We start from the raw sequence: 25,697 nt of genomic DNA, 5'->3' as shown, positions 1-25,697 counted from the left end.
CCAGTCTGTTTGCGCTGCCGGGCCGGTCGGGTCTGACTGGAGAGCCTGGTCTCTCCGGCACGCGTTTCGACAACGCCGGTCATGCGTCACGCTCCAGCGCCTCCGCGATTCGGGCCGCGAGGCCCGAGTCGCGCTGCGTAGGCGTTGCGACCGCCTGCGACAACACTGCGCGCGAACCGATCACTTCAACCCGGTGACGCGCGCGCGTGATCGCCGTATAGACCAGCTCCCGCGACAGCACGCGGCTGAACGTCGAAGGCAGAATGAGTGCGGCGTGCTCGAATTCCGAACCCTGTGACTTGTGGACCGTCAACGCGAACGCGGTATCGTGCGGCGGCAGCGCGGCTGGCGATACCGCGCGCAGGCTGCCATCGCCGGTGCGGAAGTACACCCGCAGTGCGCCGTCCGCGCCCGGCAGTGCGATGCCGATGTCGCCGTTGAAGAGACCGAGCGCGTAATCGTTGCGCGTCACCATGACCGGCCGGCCCGCGAACCAGCCCGCTCCGACCGTCAACGGGACACGCGCCACACGACGCACCTGCGCGGCCATCAACGTATTGATCTGATCGACGCCGCGCAGCCCCGAGCGCGTCGCGCACAGGATGCGAAACTGGTTCAACGCATCGAATAGCGGCGCCGGGTCTGGCAAGCGGGCGGCAAGCGCGTCTGCGAGCGCGTCGGCATATGGGGTGAAACCGGCCGCGAGTCGTGCAACCGTGCGGTCACTCAAAGTGGGCGACGCATCTTCGTAGAGCGCGGCCACGCACGGTGAGTCAGGATCGGTTGTCAGCGTATCGAGCACTGCGTGCGGGTCGCCGCCACGAATCGCGAGTGACAGCTGACCGATCGCCGAATCCAGACCGAAGCGGTAGTTGCGTTCGAGCCAGACGACGGCATCGGCAAGCGGCGCGGCTGTTTCTCCAGGCTCGCGGCTGGCGCTGCGCTCTTCTCCGTACGGCGGCGCTCCGAACAGATCATCGTCGAATGGCGAAAGGGGCGATGTATTCGCCTTTGCTGACACCACCTGCGAAGGTAACGACGCCACAAGTTGCGACTCGTCGATATCCAGCGCCGCGGCGACCCGCGCGATACCTGCAGCGCTGAAAGCCGGACGCGCGCTGAGTTCCGCGAACACGGCGCCTGCCTCGACCGCCGCAAGCTGATCCTTGTCACCCAGCATCACGAGACGCGTCTGCGGTGCGATCGCGTCGAGCAGATGCGCGGCCATGGCGACGTCGATCATCGACGCTTCGTCGATCACGATCACGTCGTACGGAAGGGGATTGTCGCGATGATGTCTGAAGCGGCCACCCGGTCCACTGCCGAGCAGACGATGCAATGTCCAGGACGTCTGTGGAAGACGCGCGGCAATATCGGGCGGCAGATCGCCGGCACGGGCAAGGAGTGCTTCCTGCATGCGCTGGGCCGCCTTCCCGGTGGGCGCGGCAAGTGCCACGCGCAGATCCGGCGCGGCGTCGAGCAGACACGCGAGGACGCCTGCCACGGTCGTCGTCTTGCCGGTGCCCGGGCCGCCGCTCACGATGGTGAGCCGGCCCGACAACGCCATGACTGCCGCGACGCGCTGCCAGTCGACCGCGTCATCCCGGGAAGGACCGAAATATCGCAGCAGACGTGCACGAAGCGCGCCCGTGTTTTCTGCTGCGTTGTCGCTGACGGGCGCAGGCGCCTCGCCGTTTCCATGCGCCTGCGCCTGCGCGTGCGCGACGAGCGCGCGGGCAAGCTGCCGTTCATAGTCGTAATAGCGCGCGAGGTATAGCCTGCCCTGCCCGTCGATGACCAGGGGCCGCAGCGCTGCGGCCTCCTGCGAACCGTCGCAGGCAATACCGCTCGCCGATAGCGCCGCGCGCGCATCCGCTTCCGATGTTTCGTAGCGCCTCGCGAGCACATCGAGCGGCACACAGACGTGACCTTCGGCCGTCGCGCGACTGATCGCGAACGCCGCGCGCTGTGCCCAGCGCACGCTCGATGCGTTGCCGCCGAGTCGCCGTGTCAGCACGCCCAGTCGACGCGCGAAACCTTCGGCGAGCGCCGTGCTGAAATCCGCGGGTGTCGGCAGCGTGACTTCGATGTCGAGTGGCGGTTGTTCAAATGCGCTCATGCCGCGCCTCCATCCATCAAGGCATCCAGTGCAAACACGAGCTCCGCCTGCGGCGTACGTGCGTGGACACCCGCTGCGCCTTCCGCGTGACGCCATTGCGGCCGTACACCCCGCACGAACAGATACAGATAGCCTCCAATATGCGTGTCGTAGGAATAGTCGCGCACGCGTGCGCGCAGATACCGGTGCAGCGCAACCGTGTAGAGCAACGCCTGAAGGTGATACGCGTGACTTGCCATCGCCGCTTCGAGCGACGCCGCAGCGTAGTCATCGGGCGTATCGCCGAGATGGTTCGATTTCCAGTCGACGATCCAGTAGCGACCGCCGTGCTCGACGATCATGTCGATAAATCCTTTGACGAAGCCGCGCAATACACCCGGTTCCAGCGCGACGTCCGGGTAACCGTGCGATATCAGCAGCGCACGCAACGCTGGAAAGTCGAGCGCGTGTGCGGGAAACAGAAACTCGAGTTCGTTCAGGCGCCGCAGCGGATTCAGCGAGGCGAGCGTCATGCCCGGCACGAGTTCGGTCGTGACGACGTCGGTCAGCAGGTTGTGCATCATCGAAGGCATCTGCCGCGCGAGTTCAGGCAGTGCAGGCGCAGGTCGCTCCCGCAATGCCCGTTCGATCGCTCCCGGCCAGGTCCCGGCATCGGTGAAGTCGGCCAGTTCGAACATCCGGTGCAGACATTCACCGGCCGCCGCGCCGCGCGGAAAAGCCAGGATGTCGTCCGGCGCGTGTGCCGGGCGCTGCACGATGACCGGCGCGGCGTTCACGTCCACAGCGACATCGACGATTTCATCGTGATCGGGACGTGCATCTTCCGTTTGCGTGAAAGCTTCTTCGGTGCGCGCGCCGGCCGCCACGAGCCCGCTGAAGCTGGCCATGCGCCATTGATCGCGCAACAGACGACGGTTCATCCGCGACTGCATTTTCGTGCCGTCAGCCTGCTGGTTTTCCAGTGGCACGCGACGCGTCATTGGAGGCAATGCCTCGATCGATACGGGACCGCCCGACAACGCACGCCAGCGCGTCTGCAACACGCTTTCATCCGGTGGCCCGGCGAGCCAGGTGTCGAACGTGTGACCGCTACCGGCAACCAGCCAGTTCAGCACGCTGCGGCGCGACTCTTTCGTCGAACGCGACGAAAGGTAGACGCCACCGACGAGATAGCAGCGATACACAGCCCGTGTAAGCGCCACGTAGACGAGCCGCGCGCGTTCCGCCGCCTGTTCGCGGGCGGCAAAACGCTGGGCGCGCTCCGCTTCGTCGTCGTCGCAACCGTAGTGCAGCACGGCCGCGCCTTCATCATCGTGATATTCGCGTGCGTCCGGCAGACCCGATGAAGGCGGTTCGCGCAACTTGCCGTCGTTAAGGAACGGACAGAACACGACCGCGTATTCGAGCCCTTTCGACTTGTGGACTGTCACGATCTGCACGAGATTGCGGTCCGATTCGAGACGCAACTGTGCTTCCTCGCCACCGCCCTGGGTACGTTGCGCCGCGAGCCAGCGCAGCGTCGGCGCAATACCGGGCTGCGTCGCGGCGCGCGACTGCACGAGTTCGGCGAGATGGTTGACATCGGTCAACCGGCGTTCGCCGTCCACGCCTGCAACCAGCCGTTGCGCGACGCGCAGTTCGCGCATCAACGTGCGCCACATGACTGCGAAGCCGCGCTCGTGCCACAGCATCCGGTAACGCGAAAAACGCTCGACCCAGCTCATCGCATCGGCCGCGTGTGCTGGGTCATTCTGCGTCAAGGGCGCCTCGGCGATCTGTTCGAGGCGCCACAGCGCGGCGGCATCAAGCCCGAGCCAGTCCGTCGCGAGGGCGGCCCGCAAGCGACGCAGATCGCCGGGTGTGTCGACCGCCGCCAGCACGCGCTCGATCTGCTCGGCATCCAGCGTCGAAAACACCGAAGCCTGTGCAAGTTCGACGCTGCCGACGCCCCACGCGGCAAGCGCCCGTTTGACGAGACTGCCCTGTCGATGCGTCTGTACGAGCACCGCAATATTGCCCGGCGCAAGCGGCACATCGCCGATCGACACCGTGCCCTCCCGCGCGCCGCGCAGCAGGCGCACGATCTCCGCGGCGCACGCTTCACTGGCCTGACGCTGAGCCTCGCGTTTAGCCAACGCGCTTTCGCCTTGCGGCAGCATCCAGATACGAAAGTCGCCACCCTGCCAGTCTGGATCGATGAACGGCGCACGTTGCCGGGCGCCCGCGCGCACGGGCTGGTAATCGAGACCTTCCAGCACGAACGCCTGTGGATTGGCCTCGAAGATCCGGTTGCACGCCTCGACGATCGGCGACGTCGAACGTTGATTGACTGCCAGTGTGTAGCGCGCGGACGCGGCATCGCGCGCAGCGAGATAGGTGTGCAGATCCGCCGCGCGGAAGCTGTAGATCGCCTGCTTCGGATCGCCGACGAGAAAGAGCGGCCCTGCCGGCGCGAAAATGCGATTGAAGATCGCGAACTGGAGCGGGTCCGTATCCTGAAACTCGTCGATCAACGCGGCCGGATAGCGGACGCGCAATGCATCAGCGAGCCACGGATGGTCTGCGAGCGCACGATACAGATTCGACAGCAGATCGTCGAATGACACCACCCGACGCGTACGTTTGCGCGCACTGAGTTCGGCCGGCGCGGTGTCGAGCCACGACTGGACCAGCGTGAGCCAGCGCGCGCGTTGCGTGGCCTCCGATGCGACGACGGCTGCCGCGAGTTCGTCCGCCAGCGCGAAAAACGGATGTTCAGGTGGCTCGAACCTGACCTTTGTCGCCTTCTTTAGCGCGGACGCGGTCAGCTTCAGCGCGGTGCGCGGCGGTGCTTCGTGAGGATCGTCGCCGGCGAAGTATTCGGTCCACGCGGAGATCGCGGCGCTCACTGCATCCGGCTTGTGCGACGTCTTGCTGAGACGCTCCTGCACATCGGCGAGCAGGCTCGCGATCGCATCGCGCTCCGTGCGCCAGAGATCGCTGGCGCGCTCGAATCGCGCCTGTATCTCCTGCACGCCGGACGCTTCGCCCGTATCGAGGCCGCCCCAGCGCAACTGCGCGAGCGGCTTTTTGAGGCGTCGTGCGAGTTGCTGGTCGAGAGAGACCGGCCCCGCGTGCTTCGCCACGAGCCACGAAGCGAACGCGGGATGCGCGGCCGCGACCGGCTCGACGCGCTGTCGCCAGAAATCAGCAGCGAGTTCGAAGCGCAACGCGGCATCGTCCGCTTCCATATCGAAGGCGAACGGCATCGCCGCCGCGAAAGGCGCTTCCTGCAAGGCCCGCTGACAGAACGCGTGAATGGTGTGAATGGCCGCCTGATCGAACGTCCGTAACGCGCGACGCACGACCTTCGCCGCATCGCCCAGATCGATGCCGTTCTCCGGCGCGAGCGTGGTCTCGAACAGTCTCGCAATAAACGGGTCGCCGCCATCATCGCCGGTTTCGATCGCGCGATCCAGTTCGGCCAGCCGCCCGCGAATGCGTTCGTGCAGTTCCGCCGTCGCCGCCTTCGTGAAAGTGACGACCAGGATCTGGTCGGCGTTCAGATTCTTCTCGAGCAGGAGCCGCACGTACAGCGCGCAGATATTCCACGTCTTGCCCGTTCCCGCCGACGCCTCGATCTGGTTCACGCCATCAAGCGGGCACGCGAAGACATCGAGTTCTTCCGCCGCCGTTGCATGCGTCCACGATGCGCCGATCATGATGCGCTCCGCAGATGCTGGACAAGCGGCTTGAAAACGATCGCGGCGAGCGTGCCGAACGGTTCGTCGAGCGTGAGCGGCGTGCCGCGCAAGGCGATCCTCAGCGCCGCGTCGTCGGATTCGCCGCGCACGCGGTCGTTGATCCATGCGCCCTGCGCGGCTGAATCGCTGTCATTGATTCTGGCCCACGCGCTTTTTGGGAAAAAGCGCAACGGCATCATGCGTCCCGCCCGATACAGCGCGGCAAGCGGCGCAAGTTCATCAAGAGGAGCCTCGACGGGCGCGAGTTCGAATGTATCGCCACTGCCATGCCAGACCGTGCGCCGCGGGCCGGACGGATCCTGCGCGCAATAGACGAGGTGTGCAAGCCACGCGGACAGATAGTCGCGCGCCGTGGGCCGCGAATAGCGAAAAATCACCTGACCGGTTTCCGTCAGGAGGTTGAGCGTGCCATGCAGCTGGAACGGCGTTTGTTCAGCAGCCTGTCGTAGCGCGGCGTCGGATGCGCTGAACAACGCCACGTCACCGGTATCCGGCCAGCGCGGTGTGATGTCGAGCGCGAAGTGCAAACGCTCGACGCCCGCCGTGAGTTCGCGTCGTACGTTGTCCGCCAGTTGTCGCAACGCGCCGAGTTCACGCGCGCGCCAGACGGCCCCGGTCGCGCCGCCTGGCAACTCAGGGCTCGCCTCTGCCACGCGACGCGCGCGCGCAAACGCGTCATCGCCCACATCGCGTTCGAGGAGACCGGGCAACAGACGGTCTGCGAGCGCGTCGCGGCCCGCGTAGTCGAGTTCAAAAGGTTCGATATCGAGCAGTTCACCCTGAGCGTCGGACAGCACGATGCCGAGCCGGTCGCGCAAAATCGCGCGCGCTGGATGGCGCCAGAAATGCAGAAAACTGTCGAACGCGACGGGTGCTGCCGGCTCGGCCGGCAACGGTTCTGCAAAGAATGGCGCAACGGCTGCGCCACGCGGCGCTGCCAGCAAACCGGCGAGTTCCGCGCGATCCACATCGTACGTAAAGAGCCCGCGGTTCGACTCGAAATAGTCAGCCGCGAACGGCTGCAAAGGATGCTCAACGATGAATGCGCGCCGCGCGAGATCCGTTTCGGCAGGGGTCGCATCCGACCCTGACGAAACACGCGCCAGATGATCGAGCAGCTCGTCGACCAGCGCTGCCGGCGGCAACGACGCGTTATCGCGAATGCTGCGCCCCGTATAGGCAATCAGCAGACGGTCGCGTGCGGCCAGCAGCAGGTCGAGGAACAGGTTGCGTTCGTCATCGCGCCGCTGGCGGTCCCCCGCCTTGCCGAACGCAGCCATCAGATCGAATTCGTCCGCGCGCGCAAGGCTTGGCAGCACGCCGTCGTCCATGCCTAGCAGACACACGACGCGATACGACAGACCGCGCAGGCTGGTCAGCGACGAGAACGTCACGCTACCCCATGGCACGCCACCGCGCGCGGGATCATCGAGCGCTTCGGCGAACGCCGCGCGCACCACTGCCGCCGGCAACGTCACGTCCCTCGCGCCCGCGTGCATTGCTTCCCCCATGGTGTCGAGCGCATCGCGCACGTCCGAGAGCGCATCGGCGAACAGCACGCCGCCATCGAAGCACTGACCCAGCGTTTCCAGCAATAGCTGGGTCCATTCCGCCGGCGTGTGCTCCGTCTCGCAAAGACGCGCGAAGGCGTCGATATCGTCGACAAAGCGCGCGAGCCGCCCCAGCAGTTCCGCATCCGAACCATCGGCGCCTTCCACCGGCAACCAGGCGTCGACGGGATCGCCGCCGTCAGGCATTGCGTAGCCGAGGAACAGGCGCGTAAGTGCATCCGAGAACGTGTGGCGCGCGATAGGCACCGCCGCGTCGTCCGGCTCGACGGGTGCGAGACCGCGACGCGCCCCGGCGGCTGCCAGCCATTCCTGCGCTGCTTCGAGCGCAACGGCGTCGATGCCATAGCGCGCGCCGATCGCATCGACGCGCAGCCATTCGATCAGTTCCGGCGCGCCCACACTGCGGTCTGGCAATGCAAGCCAGTCGAGCAGCACGCGCGCGACCGGATTGGCCTGCGAAGGCGGCAAGCCGGTGATGCGATAGGGAATGCGCCGCGTGTCACCCGACGGCGCCGTGCCGAACACCGCATCGATCAGCGGACCGGCCGCACCGAGGTCGGGAAATGCGACGAGTACGTCCGACGGCTGAAGGTCGTCGAATTCGTCGAACCAGCCTAGCAGCCGGTCGTGCAGCACTTCAAGCTGACGCGACAGGCTGTGACAGACGTGGACCTCGACGCCATGTTCGACGGGCGGCTCGCTTCCCGCCTCGTCGTGCAAATCGAGAATCGCGTTCTGTACACGGGCAAGCCAGCTCGAGGCAGGGTTCTCGACGAAGTACGACACTTCGCTCGACGCCGCGCTCTCCGTCAGTTCATGAAGCATATGCAGTTGCGCCTGGGTCTGCCTGCCCCACTCCGCGAGCAGCGGATGACCCACTTCCTGGAAATCGAGTTGATCTGCGGCATCGAGCGATTCGATACGGCCTTCGCTGACGAGATCGAACCAGTACTCGCGGCACGGGTTCATCACATAAAGACGCACGTCGACCCAGCGCGACAGCTCACGCAGGAGCGCGACGTGCAGCGGCGGCATGGTCGGCAGCGCAAACACGCTGACCGACTCGGGCCAGTTCGCCCGCGCGACGGCGTCGAGATCGAGCCTGCGCACTTCGTCAAGAAAGCGATACGCGGGCGGCGTTGCGTCGGACGGCGATTGAACGTCGCCCGCGACCTCCATCGACAATGCGCGCCAAAGCGCAGCCTGCCAGCGTTCGTCCTCGCGGATGGCGTCGCTGCCGCCCGTGAGCCGCGGACCACGATCGTTCGCCGGACCGGAAGCGCCCGCGAAGATCGAACCGCCCGCCTGCCATTGCGTGAGCCACTCCGGCCGGTAGGTCAGATAGTGGTCCAGCACGGTGGCGATGCGACGTGCCAGTTCGTAACGCATCGGTGAATCGGCCGCATCGAGATAGCTGCGCAGCCGCGGCGACGCGCTCCATGGCGCGCCGTCACCCTCGCCGAGCAGACGATAGCAACGCCACACGAGCCGGTCAGGCGCGAAAGGCGAATGGACAGGCACGGGAATCACGCCATCGATGCGCGCCCACAGCCACTGCGCGAGATAGCCAAAGTTGACATTGGCGCAGACGCCATGCCGCTCTGCAATATCGATTTCCAGCTGGCGGCGCACTGCGGCGCTCGGGACGATGACGGACTGCGCCGTCCACGGATCGGACGGTGCAGCGGACAGATCGTCGAGCAACGCGGCCGCGAGCGTCTCGTATCGGTTCGAGTAGAAGAGCTGGAGCATGGAGCCTATGGAAACGGGCGCCGCCGCCCCGACAGAAGACGACGACAGACATTGAGGCAACAGCATAACAAAGGCATCGATCGCATAGAACCTGGCCGGACGGATGAGGTCAGAGCACAGGCAAAATCAGTTAGACTCGACGCAGCTTGAGTCTGGCCCCTCAATCGTTTTTACGTTTCCCTCAACTCAGGAAAACCCAGGCAGTCGATGCGCTATTCGGTCGAAATCAAGAAATTTTTGTACAGCCAGTACTTCTATGGCGGACTGCGCATCGCGGTGGGCGTGTCGTTACCGGCCGTCCTGTGTCTCGTCGTGTTCCACAACCGCGATCTGGGGTTTACGATCGCGACCGGCGCCCTCGGCGCCTGTGTCGTCGACATGCCGGGGCCGCTCAAGTACAAGCACAACGAGATGCTTGCCTGCAGCGTGATCGGGTTTCTGTCCGCACTTGCCACCGGGCTCGCCACGGTCAATTCTGTCGCGCTCTGGTGCACGGTCGTACCGCTCACCTTTGTGCTGTCGTTAATCGTTGTCTACGGCAACCGCTGGCCGCAGATCAGCTTCGCGACGCTGTTCATGATGATCATGACGCTCGAGGAGCACTTCACGCCGCTGCAGGCGCTCGTCAATGCTTCGTGGATTCTGCTGGGCGGGCTCTGGTACACGTACTGGGCAACACTGGTCAGCCACTGGATGATGCATCGCATTGAACAGCAGGCGCTGGCGGAGAGCGTGTTCGCGTGCGCCGATTACCTGCTGGCCCGCTCCGATTTCTATGATCTCGATCACGACCTCGATGAGTGCTATCGCAATCTGGTCGCGAAGCAGATTGCAGCGGTCGAACGTCAGGATGCCGCGCGCGACATCGTGCTGCGTAATCTGCCGAAACTGAAGAGCGGCAAGCTGGATGGCCGCCGGGCCTCACTGTTCAACCTCTTTATCAATACCGTCGACCTGCATGAACTGATCGTTGGCGCGCACACGGACTATCCACTGGTGCGCAATACGTTTGGCGGCTCGGACCTGCTCATCTTTTACCGTGATCTGATGCGAAAGGTCGCGGCGGATCTCGAGGACATCGGGCTGGCCGCGTTGCGTAACCGGCCGCCGCGGCTGCGCATCAGCATGAAGGCTGAACTGCGGGCGATCGAATTCGAGATCGAACTGCTGCGCAAGAACGATCTGCCATCGAAGAACCCGGAGGCCTACGCGGCGGTGTCCGCCACCTTCCGGCGCGTCTGGAGCGCGACGCGTCTGATAGACAAGATGCGCAGGAGTCTCTCTGACGACGCCGACGTGACAGAAACAGAAGTCCGCGTCGACCAGGCGCTGTCGCGTTTCATTTCGAGCCGTCGCGTGCCGTTCCGGCAGATCTTCTCGAATCTGACCATGGCGTCGCCGAGTTTCAGGCATGCGCTGCGCGTGACGATCGCCGTGGCGGTTGGCTTCTGGCTCGGCCGGTTATTGCCGCTAACGAACGCGTACTGGATCGTGATGACCACCGTCATCATCCTGAAGCCCGGTTATTCGCTCACCAAGCAGCGTAACGGACAGCGGATCGTCGGTACGATGATCGGCTGCGGCGCCAGTATCGGGCTGATGATCTTCGTCAAGGAACCGCACGTCCTGCTGATCGTGATGTTCGCGTCGATGGTGATGAGCTACAGCCTGCTGCTATTCAACTACACGGCAAGTGTCGTGTTCACCTCGTCGTACGTCTTGCTGATGTTCCATCTGCTGGCGCCGGGCAGCCTGCACATCATCGGCGAGCGGGCGATCGATACCGTCGTGGGGTGTGCGATCGCGATCGCCGCGAGTCATCTGTTCCCGTACTGGGAATACCGGCTGATGGGCAAGCTCGTCAACGACATGATCTCGGCGACGCGGCAGTATCTGGAAGCCAGCTGGTGGTGGAGCGGCAGGCCCGGCGCGGCCGCCGCCGGCATTTCCGCAGCCGCGGTGACTGAAGCCGGCGCACGGGCACCCGTCGCGGCGATGGCTGAAGCGTCGGCAGGCGGTGAGGCGGTTGTGCTTGCGCCGGCAGGTGGCGACACGGCGGTGCTTGCGCCGTCCGTCATCGGCAATGCTGCGCTCAACCCCACTGCCGGCAGCGCGGCCGCCGTACCTGGTGTGTCCGCGAAAGCATCCACTACGCCTGCTGCAGCGGCTGCCGCCAGCGCGCTCGATCGTGACTTCCGCTATCGTCTGGCGCGCAAGAACGTGCACGTCGCGTTTGCGAATCTCGGCCAGGCATTCCAGCGGATGATGCTCGAACCGAAGTCGGCGCAGAAGTTCGTGCCCGAACTCAACGATCTGCTGGTTCGCAGTCACGTGCTTGCGTCGCATATCACGGCCGCGGCGCCGCTGCTGCGCACGGCCGCGCAGCAAAAGGACGGCGTGTCGCTGCAGTCGCTGCAACGTGCACTCACCGTCGTGCGGGAAAGCCTGACAGAAGCCGAAACGGGTAACCCGCCGCCGTCCGATCAGACCGACATCGTGAAGCAGCTCACGCGCGAACTCGATGCAACAGTGGTGGCAGCGGGACAGTCGCCGGACTATTCGGCGGATGCGGTTCACGACCTGAAACAGCTCGCGCATCAATGCAAGCAGATGGTCGCCGCGTCGTACCAGATCCGCAAGGACGCCAGCGTGATCCGATTGCCGGAAGACTAGATGCAAGACCCGGCGCAAGTGATGCGCAGTTGAGGCGCCGTTCCGGCCGGCTCAGCTGCAAGCTGCGTGCGCCGGCATCAACGTGCGGCGCGACATCCCGAAACCTGACACTGCTTTACTGCGACGCGCCCGTTGCAGCGTTCGGGCCCGTCGTCGTTGTCAGCGAAGCTGCCTTGGGCATGGATGTGCTTTGCTGATCGAACTCACGCTTTTCTTTGGTCGCGTTGTAGGCGACCGTCCCGATCACCATCAGCACGACGACCACGATAAAGACGGCAATGCCAAAGGTCGGATTCTTCTTGCGCGGTTCGTTCATGGGTATCAGATTGCGGGTTGTGTCGAAGGAAGCGGCATTCTACGCCCGCAGTGCTTGCACTCTGCTTGCAATGCACCTGACATTGCGCGTGAAGGCACCCACTACACGTGCCGCCGCATCGGCAGCGCCCCGTGAAACCTGCCAGGCGCACCGCGTCATCTCGCGCGAGGCAACTTACGTGATCGCCGCAGCGCGCACCGGCAGCGCCGTCGAATATTTGATCTGCTCCATCGCAAAACTGGAGCTGACGTCGTATAGCGGCACGGCGCGAATCAGCAGCTTGTAGACGCGATCGTAGTCGTCGATATCGGACACGACGACGCGCAGCAGATAGTCCGTCTCCCCGCTCATCCGGTAAACCTCGACCACCTCCGGAATGTCCTGCACGGCCCGCGTAAAGGTCTGCGCCCATTCTTCCGTGTGCTGGTTTGTGCGCACGGCTACAAATACCGTCGTGCCGACGCCCAGCTTGCGCGGATCGCATAGCGCCACCTGCGCCCGGATCACGCCGGCTTCCTTGAGTCGTTGCACGCGTTTCCAGCATGGCGTCTGCGACAGGTTCACCTGCTGCGCAAGTTCGGCGATCGGCATTGTTGCGTCGGCCTGAAGCAATTCCAGCAGCTTCCGGTCGATGAGGTCCATTCCCATGAGAGCACCCAGGTAGAAAATTATTCTATTTTTAAGCTATTGGATGAAATTATATGGAAACTCTTTCTCCGTGCAAACCGGTATAAATGTCATTGTCCGATCACCACACAACAACGACTTTCCACTCCGCCATGAGCCACCACGCCGACCTGATTCTCCTCGACCGTGCCGCCCTCGCCACCGTCGCGGCACCCGCCGCGGACGCCGGATATTTCCGTTCGCACGCGACGCAGGCTACCCGGCCTCGATCAGCCATCGATCAGCTGTGTCGTTCGCTTGACGATGCCTTCGAAGAATCAGTCCAGTCCGGTGACAACGCCGAGCCATCGCATCGCGCAGCCTTCGCTCGCGCCGTGCGCGCCGCGCTGGCCAGCGCCATCGCCGATGCCACACCGTTGACGGCCGCACAGCGCGAAGGCTCGGCCGATTCGTACTGCCGTCATCTGCTCGCCGCCGATCCGCTCGGCCGCTACGCCGTCGCCGCGCTCGTGTGGATGCCCGGTCAGATGAGCCCCGTGCATGCGCATCACACGTGGTGCGGCTATGCCGTTATCGAAGGCACGCTGACCGAGAAGGTTTTCGAATGGAGCGAAGCCACGCAGTGCGCTTCCCAGGTGCGGACGCACCCGCGCGCGAGCGGCGCCGTCTCGTTCACACGCGCCGGTCGCTCGGGCATTCATCAGCTTGGGAATGCCAGCAACGCACGCGCCGTTTCGCTCCACCTGTACGGCGTGCCGGGCGAACAGATCGCCACGCATGTGAACGATCTGTTGCGCGTCGCTGCGGAGACCGCGGGCGCAGTTGATCGCACCTTCGCCTGAAACTAGCTTTTGCCGGCCTCGCCGGCAGTCGGAATCTGCGGCGCGACGGGCGCCGTTTCACCCGTGGAAGGCGGCGCCGGACGCGGCGCATGCGAAACATCGCGCGCCGGCGCGCCAACCGGTCCCGCCGGACCGCCGGGCCCTGAACCCGAACCGGACGGCCGGCCAGAACCAGAGCCAGAACCCGCGGCATGCATCGGCGCATGCAGCTCTTCCTGCGCGACGTCCACCCCGGCTTCGTCCTTCGTCGACGTGTACACGCGCATTTGCGGAACCGGAATCTCGATGCCCGCGTCGTCCATCTTGCGTTTGAGCCGCAGGTTGAACGCCCGCGCAACACTCCATTGCTGCAGCGGCCGCGTCTTGATCTGTCCTTTGACGACCATCCAGTTCGGATCGAACCGGTCGAGCCCCCACACTTCGACCGATCCCAGCATTTCACGCCGATAACGGAAATCAGCCATCAGATCGGCGCCGACTTCGCGGATCAGGCGCGTCACCTGATCGACATCCGCCGAGAACGGCACGCGCACCTCGAACACCGCATAGGCGAAATCGCGCGACAGATTCTTCACGATCTTGATCTGCGAGAACGGAATGGCGTGAATCGCGCCCTGCCCGTCGCGCAGACGGACGGTGCGGATCGTCAGATGCTCCACCGTGCCCGCGTGACCACCGTCGACGTCGATCCAGTCGCCCACTGAAACCGTGTCTTCGAGGATGATGAAAAGGCCCGTGATCAGATCGGTCACGAGCGACTGTGCGCCAAAACCGATCGCAAGCCCGATCACGCCCGCGCCGGCCAGCAGCGGCGTCACGTTGATGCCGAGATTCGCGGCCGTCACGATCCCGGCGATCGTCAGGATCGAGACCAGCAGCGCGTTGCGTACGAGCGGCAACATCGTGCGCGCACGCGTGCTCGGGTTGCGCCCCTTCGTGCGCGGGCTGCTCGGGTTGAGCGCATCGAGAATCGCCGTATCGACCAGAATCCAGATCAGCCACGCGACAAACACCGTCGTGATGATCGCCGTCGCCGCGTGCGCGACGCCCCGTGCAGTGACGCTTTCCTCGACGATTTGCGCGAGCGAAACGTCCCACAATCGCGCGGCGAATTCGAGGAACGCGAGCCAGATGAAGAGCACCATCAGCGTGCCGACGAAGCGCAGCAGCCGCGTCACATAGGGTGAGCGACGCCGGCGCCGCGCGTCGCCGGGACGTGTGATGCGCATCACAATCGCGCTCAGGAAGAATGCCAGCACCAGCAGGAGCGCCGTCAACACCGAAATCTGCAGCACGTTCTCGCTGGTGCCGATGCCCGCGATCGTCGCGACCACCGAAACGGCGGCGAGCATCAGCATCGGTAGATGCCAGAGCGATGCGAGCACGTCGAACGCATCGGTGGCGGCTTTATGGCTGTGCCGCTGCTCATACGAGCGGTTACGGATCAAATGCGCGACCGGACGGCGGAATGCGAGCGCGAAATAGCCCGTGAGCACCGCGGCCGTCATGTTCGCGGCGGTCGAGACCAGCGCCGCGAGATTCGAGCCGAGCTCATGCGCGACGTCGTAATTCACGGCCGCGTCGCCAAGCGCGCTGCAGATGCCGATCACGAACAGCAACCGGCGCCCACGCTCCAGCAGCAGCCGCACTGCGACACGCCGGTGCCCGGAGCCGAACAGCGAAAACATGATCAGACAGATCGACGAAAACACCGCACCGGCGACGATCGCATACGCGATCACCATGCCGAGCGTGCGCCCCAGTGCATTCGGCATCGCGCGCGCAAACAGCAGCGCGGCAACGAAAGCAACGATCCAGGGCCCGACGCGCCGTAGCGCGAAAACCAGCAACTGGCGCGTAGTGGGATTCGGCTTCAGTTCGTAGACGATGCCAAAGCGCGCATACAACCGCTTCTGCACGAAAATCAGGCCTCCCGCGCATGCGCCCCAGCCCGCCAGCATCGCAACCATATCGAGCAGCACACGGCCGAACGACTCGCGCCCCTGACTGGCGACGATCGTATAAAACTCGTTGCCGGCCGCATTGAAGCGCCCCGCCCAGTAACGCAGCGGCGTGCGGCCATTGTTCACGTCGGTTTCGACCGATGCGATGCCCGACGCGATCGCGCCGAGCAGACCCGGGCCCGGCTGCGCGGGCGCGGCGGGGCCGACGGTCTGCGATACGTCGCGCAGCTTTTTGAGCTGGGTAACGAGTGCGGCGCGCTGGCGGTCGTTATCGAGCGTCGAGATGACATTGTCGAGCGAATGCGACAGTTCGGCCTGGCTCGCCGCTGAGGGCGCAGACGCCGCTGCGGGCGCCGAACCCGCGGACGCCGACGACGCCGTCGCACTGTTGATCAGGCTCTGCAACGCGGGGATCACCGGCGTACCGGCCGCCCGCGCCGTGCCGGGCGCGGCCGTCAGCACTACGGCGCACAGCATCACGGCCAGCCACATGTACGCGGACCACGCGGCACGCCACAATGCGGTGCGCCCGGAGTCGGAATGGCGGCGGGAGGAAGGACGTGCCGGAAATGCCGGAAATAGCGGAAGTGCGGCGTGAGCGGCCGGTCGCGCGTCGCCTGACGGCGCGGCCCCGGGTTCACGCCGCGACGGGCATGACTTCATGAGATTCAGTGACAAAACGGGACACGTCAGTGTAGCCGTAGTTGCGGCGCAACCCCATTTACATGCGTAACCGGATGTTAGGACACTTGCACATGTCGGCGCGATCTGGCGTTCGCCTCAAACCCGCCAGATCACGCCTGTCAGCCCACTGTCAGCCCACCGTCAGCCCAGTCAGACAAGCGGCCTGTCAGTAAGCCACCGTCGCGATCTGCCGGACGAAGCGGCCCTGTTCGAGTTCGTCGACGAATGCGATCGCGTAGTCTTCGGCGGAAATCTGGCTGTTGCCATCCTGATCGACGACCAGTACGTTCGCGGCCGTGCGGAACGTGCCCTTCCGCTCGCCCGGTGCGATCAGCGCGGCCGGCGCGAAGAACGTCCAGTCCAGGTCGCTGACGGTGCGGAAGTACGCGAGGGCGTCGCGGTGCGCGAGGGCGATCGCCTTGTACGCGTCCGGGAAGCCGTCCGTGTCCACCAGTTGCTTGCCGGGCGCGACTTCGAGCGAACCGGCGCCGCCCACGACCACGAGGCGCTTCAACCCCGCCTTGCGCACGCCCTCGACCAGCGCCTTCGACGCCGTCACGATCGCGCCCAGATCCGACTGCGGCGGTGCATAGGCGCTCGCGACGACATCGACGCCGCGGAGCGCATCCGCAACACTCGCCGCGTCAAGCACATCGGCAGACGCTGCCTTCAGGTTCGCCACACCCGTCGGGACGCGCTCCGGATTGCGCGACAGCGCCGTCACCGCGTGCCCGCGACGCGCCGCTTCCGCCGCGATCCGCGAACCGACCATGCCCGTCGCGCCAAAGAGTGCGATTTTCAGTGCCTTGCTCATCGTGATACTCCTTTGAAATGCTTATATGTAACCATGTCGATTACATATAACGCGGAAAAAAGAGGGGCTTCGCCCCCCGTCTGAATCGTGTGTCTTCGAACTTCGGTTTGAATATCGCTTCGAACTTCGCTTCGAACATCGCCTCGCGCTATCGGCCCCAGCGACCCGGCGCCTCAGCCGCGCACACGCTTTTTGCGTTCGCGTTGCCGCTCTGCCCGCTCGACGTCCGCCGTCGCGTCCGCGAGCGTGCGCGACGCGAGTGAGGCTTCCATCGCCTGCTGCGCGTCGTCGATGATGTCGCGCAGCACAACCTGGATATTGCGCCCGACCATGCACGCCGGGTTCGGCTCCTCGCGATGCAGCGCGAACAGCTGCGCGTCATCGACGGCTCGATAAATCTCCAGCAGCGTGATGTCTTCCGGCGCGCGCGCCAGCAGCGCGCCGCCGCCCGCGCCGAGTTGCGACGTGGTGAGCCCGGCCTCGGACAGCATCGACAGCAACCGGCGAATCAGCACCGGATTCGTGTTCACGCTACCCGCGATGATGTCCGACGACAGCGGCACGCCTTCCTGTAGCGACAGCAGCGCCAGCACGTGCACAGCAAAGGCAAACCGGCTACTCGTATTCACAGCAACTGTATCCGACGACGATGTGTAACCATGGTAATTACATTTAACGGCTGCGTCAAATCACACTCACTTGTCCATCTGCTTCTGGGCGTCGGTCGAATCCGTCGAGGTGGACGTCGACGTCGAAGCCGACGACGAAGTGCCCGCGCTCTGATTCGACCATTGCTGAAGCTTGCGTCCCGCCGTCTGCAGGCCTTCCCCCGTCATCGAAGCCGCGTGATCGATCGCCGCGCCCGTAGCGCTGGCGGCGCCCTGCAGGTTGGCCTGCGCCGACGAAGCGAGACCGGCAGGATCGATCCTGATTGTCGGTGCCGACGCGGCGGAATTGAGATTCTGCTCGGCGGTCGCGCGCGTGGCGTCGACCTGCTGGCCGACATAGCTCGCGGCCTGGTCGAGTTTCTGGCCCGCGGCCTGCGCTGCGTCGTCGAGCTTGCCGCCGACCTGCCCCGCCGACGCATCGTTTTTCTGACACGCGGCAAGCGCGCCGAGCAGCGCCAGTGCAAAGGCCGTGCGGCGAATCACAGGGTGGGTGTAAATAGAGATCATCACAGGAGTGAGCCGCGTGGCGCGGCTTCGGTATGCGGAAACGCCGTAATGATACGCCGTAGCGCGAACGGCCTGTAACACGCGCTTTTCGCCCCGCTTTTCGCGGGCTTTTCCCGCTGTTCATTGCGCCCGTCCGTCGTGGTTCTGTCAAGGACGATGGAGTAGACTGCGTGAACGTTCGATGTGTTCCACCCACAACTGGAGGCATGCGATGGCAGCGAAGAAGATCCTTTTTCTGACCGGTGATTTCGCCGAGGATTACGAAACGATGGTGCCGTTCCAGGCGCTGCAGGCAATTGGCCATGTCGTTGATGCGGTGTGCCCCGGCAAGAAAGCCGGCGACCGCATCAAGACCGCGATTCACGATTTCGAAGGTGATCAGACGTACACCGAGAAGCCAGGCCACCAGTTCGCACTCAACGCCACCTTCGACGACGTCGATCCGACCCAGTACGACGCGCTCGCGATCGCCGGAGGCCGTGCGCCGGAATATCTGCGGATGAATCCGAAAGTGATCGACATCGTGCGCCAGTTCGCCGAAGCGAAAAAGCCGATCGCGGCAGTCTGTCACGCGGCCCAGTTGCTCGCCGCCGCCGATGTGATCCGCGGCAAGCGGATCTCGGCTTACCCGGCCTGCGCCGCCGAAGTGAGAATGGCCGGCGCTGATTACGCGGATATCCCGATCGACGCCGCCGTGACCGATGCGCCCTTCGTCACCGCGCCGGCCTGGCCGGCGCATCCGGAATGGATCCGCCAGTTCCTCGTGCTGCTCGGCACGCGTATCGAACTGTAGAACGCCTCAGTCGGGCTGCGGCCGGACCGCAGCCCGGCCGCCGTCATCTTCCCTGCCCTGCCATTTGAGACCCGTCTGATTTTTCCGAAGAACGCGCTTGCCTATAGTCGCCGGTCGACTTTTGAGAGCCTTTCGATGGAACTGACAGTCTGGATGATCATCCTTGCGGTCGCGTTGATGACGATCGCATTTTTCTGCACGCGCGCGCCCGCCAACTGGTCGCTTGAAAACCGTGTGCGACGCCTGACCGGAACGCGGCTGCTCGTGCAGGCCGCCCTCGCGCTGTGGTCCGCGCTGCTGCTGCTCCAGCGCGGCGTTTTCTCGCTCGAAGACATTGCCGGGCTGCGTCTCGCGCCGCATACGGTCATGGCGGGTGCCCTGATGCTGATCGCCGTCGCCTGCTACTGGTCGGTGCGCGGCAGCAGGTTACTGAAACCGCGCCGGCTCTTCGCCGCGTCCTAGCGCCACACCCTCGGGCCACGTCCCAGGGTCGCGCGTGAAGCCGCGTCCTAGGTTTTCGCTTCACTGACGGCGACGTCAGGCACGTCGCGCGTCTCCCTTGCGGCCTCCGGCAACGACAGATAAAACGTCGTTCCGGCGCCTTCCACCGACTCCGCCCAGACGCGGCCGCCGTGCCGCTCCACCACCCGTCGCACGAGCGCGAGTCCGACCCCTTCGCCCGGCGCCACGTTGCCATGCAGCCGCTGGAACGCGTTGAAGAGCCGCGGCAGCGCGACTTCCGGAATGCCGAGTCCGTTGTCCCTCACGTAGAAAATCCGTAGTGAATGCACGCCGGGGGGCGCCGGCGTCGTGCCGATCTCAATACGCCCTTCGCGCGACGGATTCAGATAATTCACCGCGTTGCCGATCAGATTGCCGAACACCTGTTCGAGCGCCGTCGCGTCGCCCCATACCGTCGGCAGTTCGCGCACGATGACCTGCGCGCCGCGCGCCCGGATCGACACCTGCATCGCGTCGATCACGCGTTGCACGATATCGACGACGTCGACATGCTGTTGCCGGTACTCCACGCGTCCGACGCGCGACAGGCGCAGCAACGCGTCGATGATGTGCGATGCGCGCAGCACGGCCGTCTGCAGGTAGCGAAGCGCCTCGCTGATGTCTTCGTCGATGAGCCGTTCGATGTGCCCGCGCTGCGTCGCGGTCAGCGACGACGCGCGCACCGCCGCGCGCAGGTCGTCGCACGCGTGCATCAGCTCCTTCGAAAAGCCCTGCAGATTGACGAGCGGCGAGCGCAGATCGTGCGACACGCTGTGGATAAACATCTCGTTTTCCTGCGTCTGCTGCCGCAGCGTCTCGTTGATGCGTGCGAGTTCACCTGCGCGCCGGGCGAGATCGGACTGGAAACGCGCCTGCAGGCGATCGGCTTCGAGCAGGCGCCGGCTGGTTTCGTGCAGCGTCACGTCGAGCCGCGCAATCTCGTCCGTGCCTGGGGCAAGCGGCGCGAGCGGCTCGTTCCGCGCAAGACGTTGCGCATTGCTGGACAGCGCGGCAAGCCGCCCGCGCAGGCCGCGCGCCAAAAGCCCAAACGCAATCCCGGCGAACAGAATCGAACCGAGCACCGCCGCGACGACCAGCATTTGCTGACGCTCGCGCGCCGTCTCAGCGGCCGCTGTGCGTGCGATATCGAGACGCCGCTCTTCCTGCTGGAACGCAGTGATCCGCGTGCGGACGCGATCGAGCACGGCTTCCGCCGTCGGGTCGCGAAAACGGTCGAGCACTTCGGCGCGTCGCCCGGAGCGCAGCAGATCCTGAATCCGGTCGGACCATTGCCGGTAAGACTGGATCGCCTGGCGAATCTGCACGGCGCGCTCGACCTGCGACGGGTTATCCGCGACCAGTTCGACGAGCTGGTCGATCCGTCGGTCGATGTCCATCCACATCGCGATCGGTGTGGCCGCGCCGGCGTCGCCGGAGACGGCCGAGCCGCGTAGACGCACGGATTCGAACTGCACGGGATCGAGGATCGCGGTGGTGTGACGCAGCACGTCCTGGCTGTGAATCGCCCAGCGCTCCGCATTGGCCGCGTCGGCCTGGGCCTCGACGACGCCTGCCAGCAGCGCCAGTTCGAACAGCGCGGGAATCGCGATCAGCAACAAGCCTTTGGTGGTCAGTCTCATGCGCGCGAAAGGAAGGTCCAGATGCGGCGGACGCCGCTCCGGGACGGCCATTATGTCGGCGTTTGCACGGGATGACAAAGGCGCCGTTTCGTCTCGTTTGGAGACAGGCGGTCGTCGGCTTCACGTAAGCGCGAAAGGTGAAGCGTCGCTGAAATGCTGTCGTCAGCAAATCGAATCAGCGCGTAAACGAAATCGAAGATATTGCCCCGATACGAGACACACCGCGCCCACTTATAAGCCTAAAACACCTTCATGGTGCATTTTAGTTTCGTTTCAAGGTCGTCTTCGAAACGAAGAATGCTGGCCAAAAACCATACTGGTGCCAGCATGCACCGCGATAAACCGCAACGGGCCCCTATTTGGCCCACTTCTTGCGTTCCGTGCCCGGTTTTTGCGCAAAGCGAGACTTACGGATGGAAAGCTTGAAGACCGGCACCGATACGCTGTTTCTGTTGATCGGCGCCGCCATGGTGCTGGCGATGCATGCGGGCTTCGCATTTCTCGAACTGGGAACCGTGCGTAAAAAGAATCAGGTCAACGCGCTGGTGAAAATCCTCGTCGATTTTTCGGTATCGACGATCGCCTATTTCTTTATCGGTTACACGATTGCGTACGGCGTGCAGTTCTACGATTCCGCCGATGTCCTCGCCGCCCACAACGGCTACGCGCTCGTGCGCTTCTTCTTCCTGCTGACCTTCGCGGCCGCCATCCCGGCGATCGTTTCAGGTGGCATCGCCGAACGCTCGAAATTCAACCCGCAACTGTTCGCGACGTTCGTGCTGGTCGGCTTCGTCTATCCGTTTTTTGAGGGTATTGCGTGGAATGGCCGGTTCGGTATCCAGCACTGGATCGCCTCGACGTTCGGCGCGCCGTTCCACGATTTCGCGGGCTCCGTGGTGGTGCATGCGTTCGGCGGCTGGGTCGCGCTGCCCGCCGTGCTGCTGCTCGGCGCGCGCCACGGCCGCTACCACCGCGACGGGCGCATCGCCGCCCATCCGCCGTCGAACATTCCCTTTCTCGCGCTCGGCGCGTGGGTGCTGGCGGTAGGCTGGTTCGGTTTCAACGTGATGAGCGCACAGACCATCGACAAAATCAGCGGCCTCGTCGCGGTCAACTCGCTGATGGCGATGGTCGGCGGCACCTTGACGGCGTGGGTCTCGGGCCGCAACGACCCTGGCTTCACGTACAACGGACCGCTCGCCGGGCTGGTCGCGGTCTGCGCCGGGTCCGACGTGATGCACCCGCTCGGCGCGCTGGTGACGGGCGGCATCGCGGGCGCGCTGTTTGTCTACATGTTCACGTGCGTGCAAAACCGCTGGAAGATCGACGACGTGCTCGGCGTCTGGCCGCTGCACGGCCTGTGCGGCGCGTGGGGTGGCATTGCCGCAGGGATTTTCGGACTGCACGCGTTCGGCGGACTCGGTGGGGTATCGCTGGGCGCGCAGATCGTCGGTACGCTGGGCGGCGTTGTCGTGGCGTCGCTGGGTGGTACGGCCGTCTACGGCGCGATCCGCGCGACAGTCGGCCTGCGGCTCGACCAGGAAGACGAATTCAACGGCGCTGACCTGTCAATTCACCGGATCACGTCGACGCCCGAGCGTGAAGCGGTCGGCTGATTTCTGGCTGAATGTCGGCTCAACACCGGCCGGCCCGGTTCAATGCGCCGGACGGTGTACCCGATGGAACAGTGAAAAAAGCTTCGCCCTGCGCGGCGCCGGCTGCTCGCCGCCTAGCAGGCCGAACTCTATTGGACAGCGCGTGTAGAACACGTGTACGTTTTCGCGTCGGATTGCGTCGAGCATCAACTCCGATTCGATTTCCGTGACCGCGAAAATGACCTGCATCGGCTGATCGGTCAGCTCGAAAAAACGCGCGGCGTGATGGACGCCCGCATGACTGACGCCTTCGGTGGCGGCGATCACGGTCGCGCCCTGAATGCCGGTATGTTTCGCCTTCGCGAGTAGCCAGTCGATCACGGTTTGCCGGCCGTGCCGCCGGCTCTGTTCCGTGTAGAACGTGAGTTGGTAGCCCTTCATGAGTGGCCTCCGGCGAGGAGCGAGGATACGACGGCGCGCCCGTCGTCGAGGCGTGGATCCTAACGGCGGCAGGCGTCTCGCTTTATTCTAGTTTAAGCCGTTCACGACGCGACGCCTTCGCGCGCGAAGCCCACCGCCGCTCGCCGGACAGCCGCCCCGGTGATAGACTGCCGGCCGGAGATGGCATTCTCCGTTGTCCCTAAACCGCCCTCGTGGCTGATGATGCCTGCCCTCGCCCGGGAGACCGGCGGGCAGCGCCATGTCTGCCCGCAAACGATCCGGTTTATCGACCTGCCAGGACCTCTAACAACAATGTATCTGTCCATTCTTGCCGTCGGAATCGGCGGCGCACTTGGTTCACTTCTTCGCTGGTTTCTGGGTCTGCGGCTCAACGCCGTGCTGCCTGTATTGCCGCTCGGCACGCTCGCGTCGAACATCATCGCGGGATATGTGATCGGCATCGCGGTCGCGGTGTTCGCACGTTATCCGGGCATCGCGCCCGAATGGCGGCTGTTCGTGATCACCGGCCTGATGGGCGGACTGTCGACGTTCTCGACCTTCTCCGCCGAGGTGGTCGCCCATCTGCAGCTGGGCCGTCCCGGCTGGGCCGCCGCCGAGATCGCGATTCACGTCGGCAGTTCGCTGGCGATGACGCTGCTGGGTCTCGGGACGGTTGCGCTGGTTGCGCGGTGAGTGCGTTGTGACGCGGTCGGGCGTTGGCGCCAATACGGATATCGGTGAACATCAAAGTCTGCGGGAGATAATCGCCGCATCGCAATGCCCACCGCCATAATTGACGCCTCATTCAAAAGCAAAGTCTGCCGGGAACGCGAGCACGGCTGGCTACTCATCAAATTTCGCGCATCCAGAAGGACGGAAACAAGCCCGGCCTCCTGCAGGTCGGACGCTAGCCATCGAATCAAGGTATCGCCTCGGCCTGATTGCGAACGCGGAAGAATTTTTCCACCGGAATGACCGCGACCACTCCGTCTCCAATTGCGCCGACATGTGCGATATCCATGATGGTCTTCACGAGCGCATCGACGTTTTCCGCCTGAGCGAAGATTTCGATTTTGACGTGCTCAGTCGTCCAGTCGTCGGCAAAAATATTCGGATGCGCGCCGAATCCTCGTACCCGCGTAACAGTGACGCCATGGATGTGGATGGCTCCAAGCTTTCGCTCCAGAACTTCCACGGCATCAGGCCTGACTATGGCAACAACGCATTTCAGTTCCATGTCTTTCTCCTCGCAGGTTGATTGTTGACGAAGCCGTGCCTGCTATCCGTTTGATTCGCGGCGCAGCACGACGGGAAGTGAGGTCGTACTGCTCCGTGCGGTTTAGCTATGCCTCGCGCGAATCAGGTCATGAGTTCTGCTCCCTTACCGATTCAACCCGCGCGTCCGGCCTGTCGGCACCAGACCGCATGCCTCGCATCATGAATAGCATCGACAACGGGCACGCCAGCGAGCAAGCGGCCAGGATGAATGTTGTGAGGGACCCTCGGAACTGGGGTAGTGCCCAGTATCCGACGGCGAGAACCAGCGCGAAAGTAAGCGCAATCGTCAACATCGTCTTCGTATTGCATTTCACGGTCGAAATCCTTATGGAAGTTGGACTGAATGTTCGTGTTCGAGAAGCGAGCTCGTTACTTCGATGGTGCCGTTCCGGCCTGGTCGGCATACTTGAGCATGATGTCGCCCATCGCCTTCATCATTTCCCCATGCATGCGCATCGCTGTCTTCGGGTCCATGCCCATATTGCCGCCCATCATTGGACAGCTGCCCATCATGCCGCCGCCCATTCCTCCCATTCCCATCATGGAAGAGCCGTGTTCTCGTGTTTGCGCGGGTGAGCCAGGGTTGTTGCCCGTACCACCTGCCGCCATGGCGACAGTGCCTGTGGTCAATAGCAGTGCCGACAGCGCTGCTGCTCGTAGAAATTTCGCGGTCATGTAACTCTCCGGATCCGGTTTAATCGTGTCGCTGAGAATGCGGTTTCTAACGCGCGGGTCGACGTTCGTCACGTTCGTGGCAGACGTGCGTGAGCCACGGTGTGAAACCGTTCGAACCTGGTCAAAGAAGAAGTTACAGAGAGCGCGGCGGAGGTGCCGGCAGTTCGGGAATGAACTGTTCTGCGAAGGTGTGGGCGACGGCCCCATAGACAGGCGAGGAAGGTACAACCATAACGGCGTACGTCACGGGTATGGCAGCCACACCGCAGACGAGGCCGCCCATGCTGCCGTGACATGCAGGCTGGGCGTTCATGGTGTGGTGATTGGTACCCTGCTCGCACGTCACCATGTTCGACACGTGTGAAGCTTTCACCTGCTGATGCGCGGCCACCGACGAAGTGACTGGACAAAGCGCCGCATGCGCCGGGTAGCCGAGCATTGGCAACCACGCAATCAGAAAGCACGCGACGAGTCTGGTCCAGAATTTCATAAAT

21 protein-coding genes and 1 riboswitch are annotated in these 25,697 nt (G+C 64.1%); of the genes, 6 read left to right on the top strand and 15 right to left on the bottom strand.

Annotation, left to right across the window (positions count from 1 at the left end; genetic code table 11):
• Positions 1-79: 79 nt before the first annotated feature.
• Genes P3T16_RS10390 through recC form a run of 3 tightly spaced genes read right to left on the bottom strand, consistent with a single transcriptional unit; the run spans position 80 to position 9,185 of the window.
• Positions 80-2,119 (bottom strand): AAA family ATPase, encoded by a 2,040-nt coding sequence (locus P3T16_RS10390; RefSeq protein WP_429342194.1) that lies wholly within the window; start codon positions 2,117-2,119, stop codon positions 80-82.
• Positions 2,116-5,820, bottom strand: coding sequence for an exodeoxyribonuclease V subunit beta (recB, locus tag P3T16_RS10385; RefSeq protein ID WP_429342193.1), 3,705 nt, complete (start codon positions 5,818-5,820; stop codon positions 2,116-2,118). Before recB ends, P3T16_RS10390 begins: the two co-directional genes overlap by 4 nt.
• Positions 5,817-9,185: an exodeoxyribonuclease V subunit gamma gene (recC, locus tag P3T16_RS10380; RefSeq protein ID WP_429342192.1), complete on the bottom strand. Its 3,369-nt coding sequence runs from the start codon at positions 9,183-9,185 to the stop codon at positions 5,817-5,819. Before recC ends, recB begins: the two co-directional genes overlap by 4 nt.
• A 207-nt stretch (positions 9,186-9,392) precedes the next feature.
• On the opposite strand from recC, the gene P3T16_RS10375 reads away from it, so the two are divergent.
• Positions 9,393-11,858: an FUSC family protein gene (locus tag P3T16_RS10375; protein WP_429342191.1), complete on the top strand. Its 2,466-nt coding sequence runs from the start codon at positions 9,393-9,395 to the stop codon at positions 11,856-11,858.
• A 115-nt stretch (positions 11,859-11,973) separates the two neighbouring features.
• Here the strand turns inward: P3T16_RS10375 and P3T16_RS10370 are convergent, their stop codons facing one another.
• Both P3T16_RS10370 and P3T16_RS10365 read right to left on the bottom strand, forming a co-directional pair.
• Entirely contained in the window at positions 11,974-12,174 is a 201-nt protein-coding gene (locus tag P3T16_RS10370) for a hypothetical protein (protein WP_429257026.1), read from the bottom strand.
• Positions 12,175-12,348: 174 nt separating this feature from the next.
• The gene (locus P3T16_RS10365; protein WP_429342190.1) at positions 12,349-12,822 is read right to left on the bottom strand and encodes an Lrp/AsnC family transcriptional regulator; all 474 of its coding nucleotides are present in this window, start codon (positions 12,820-12,822) and stop codon (positions 12,349-12,351) included.
• Positions 12,823-12,953: 131 nt separating this feature from the next.
• Between P3T16_RS10365 and P3T16_RS10360 the strand changes: the two genes are divergently transcribed.
• On the top strand, positions 12,954-13,643 hold the full coding sequence (locus P3T16_RS10360; RefSeq protein ID WP_429342189.1) for a cysteine dioxygenase: 690 nt from the start codon (positions 12,954-12,956) through the stop codon (positions 13,641-13,643).
• Positions 13,644-13,645: 2 nt separating this feature from the next.
• On the opposite strand, the gene P3T16_RS10355 is transcribed toward P3T16_RS10360, so the two are convergent.
• The 4 genes from P3T16_RS10355 to P3T16_RS10340 form a co-directional block, all read right to left on the bottom strand.
• Entirely contained in the window at positions 13,646-16,084 is a 2,439-nt protein-coding gene (locus tag P3T16_RS10355; RefSeq protein ID WP_429342283.1) for a mechanosensitive ion channel family protein, read from the bottom strand.
• Between the two features lie 373 nt (positions 16,085-16,457).
• Entirely contained in the window at positions 16,458-17,105 is a 648-nt protein-coding gene (locus P3T16_RS10350; protein WP_429342188.1) for an NAD(P)-dependent oxidoreductase, read from the bottom strand.
• A gap of 173 nt (positions 17,106-17,278) precedes the next feature.
• Positions 17,279-17,734, bottom strand: a complete 456-nt coding sequence (locus P3T16_RS10345) for an Rrf2 family transcriptional regulator (RefSeq protein WP_429257030.1) — start codon at positions 17,732-17,734, stop codon at positions 17,279-17,281.
• A 66-nt stretch (positions 17,735-17,800) separates the two neighbouring features.
• On the bottom strand, positions 17,801-18,280 hold the full coding sequence (locus tag P3T16_RS10340; RefSeq protein ID WP_429257222.1) for a hypothetical protein: 480 nt from the start codon (positions 18,278-18,280) through the stop codon (positions 17,801-17,803).
• A gap of 211 nt (positions 18,281-18,491) precedes the next feature.
• Between P3T16_RS10340 and P3T16_RS10335 the strand changes: the two genes are divergently transcribed.
• Both P3T16_RS10335 and P3T16_RS10330 read left to right on the top strand, forming a co-directional pair.
• On the top strand, positions 18,492-19,073 hold the full coding sequence (locus P3T16_RS10335; protein WP_429342187.1) for a DJ-1/PfpI family protein: 582 nt from the start codon (positions 18,492-18,494) through the stop codon (positions 19,071-19,073).
• Between the two features lie 135 nt (positions 19,074-19,208).
• Complete coding sequence (locus P3T16_RS10330; protein WP_429342186.1) at positions 19,209-19,535, top strand: hypothetical protein; 327 nt, start codon at positions 19,209-19,211, stop codon at positions 19,533-19,535.
• A 47-nt stretch (positions 19,536-19,582) separates the two neighbouring features.
• Here P3T16_RS10330 and P3T16_RS10325 read toward each other — a convergent pair whose 3' ends face one another.
• Entirely contained in the window at positions 19,583-21,214 is a 1,632-nt protein-coding gene (locus tag P3T16_RS10325) for a sensor histidine kinase (protein WP_429342185.1), read from the bottom strand.
• A gap of 413 nt (positions 21,215-21,627) precedes the next feature.
• Here P3T16_RS10325 and P3T16_RS10320 point away from each other — a divergent pair, with 413 nt between their 5' ends.
• The gene (locus P3T16_RS10320; RefSeq protein WP_429342184.1) at positions 21,628-22,830 is read left to right on the top strand and encodes an ammonium transporter; all 1,203 of its coding nucleotides are present in this window, start codon (positions 21,628-21,630) and stop codon (positions 22,828-22,830) included.
• Positions 22,831-22,869: 39 nt separating this feature from the next.
• On the opposite strand, the gene P3T16_RS10315 is transcribed toward P3T16_RS10320, so the two are convergent.
• On the bottom strand, positions 22,870-23,250 hold the full coding sequence (locus P3T16_RS10315; protein ID WP_429342183.1) for a DUF190 domain-containing protein: 381 nt from the start codon (positions 23,248-23,250) through the stop codon (positions 22,870-22,872).
• Between the two features lie 167 nt (positions 23,251-23,417).
• A riboswitch (Fluoride riboswitch) is annotated at positions 23,418-23,486 on the top strand.
• 76 nt (positions 23,487-23,562) lie between these two features.
• On the opposite strand from P3T16_RS10315, the gene crcB reads away from it, so the two are divergent.
• A complete protein-coding gene (crcB, locus tag P3T16_RS10310) occupies positions 23,563-23,943 on the top strand; it encodes a fluoride efflux transporter CrcB (RefSeq protein ID WP_429342182.1) in 381 nt (126 codons plus the stop codon).
• A 226-nt stretch (positions 23,944-24,169) separates the two neighbouring features.
• Here crcB and P3T16_RS10305 read toward each other — a convergent pair whose 3' ends face one another.
• The 4 genes from P3T16_RS10305 to P3T16_RS10290 form a co-directional block, all read right to left on the bottom strand.
• Complete coding sequence (locus P3T16_RS10305) at positions 24,170-24,487, bottom strand: P-II family nitrogen regulator (RefSeq protein ID WP_429342181.1); 318 nt, start codon at positions 24,485-24,487, stop codon at positions 24,170-24,172.
• 127 nt (positions 24,488-24,614) lie between these two features.
• Complete coding sequence (locus P3T16_RS10300; protein ID WP_429342282.1) at positions 24,615-24,821, bottom strand: DUF2933 domain-containing protein; 207 nt, start codon at positions 24,819-24,821, stop codon at positions 24,615-24,617.
• Positions 24,822-24,897: 76 nt separating this feature from the next.
• Positions 24,898-25,203, bottom strand: coding sequence for a hypothetical protein (locus tag P3T16_RS10295; RefSeq protein WP_429342180.1), 306 nt, complete (start codon positions 25,201-25,203; stop codon positions 24,898-24,900).
• 133 nt (positions 25,204-25,336) lie between these two features.
• A complete protein-coding gene (locus P3T16_RS10290) occupies positions 25,337-25,693 on the bottom strand; it encodes a hypothetical protein (RefSeq protein ID WP_429342179.1) in 357 nt (118 codons plus the stop codon).
• Positions 25,694-25,697: the final 4 nt, after the last annotated feature.

Source organism: Paraburkholderia sp. GAS42, from assembly GCF_050436565.1.
GTDB lineage: Bacteria > Pseudomonadota > Gammaproteobacteria > Burkholderiales > Burkholderiaceae > Paraburkholderia.
The sequence above is the reverse complement of the archived record's forward strand: the minus strand, read 5'-3'. Positions and strand labels throughout refer to the sequence as shown.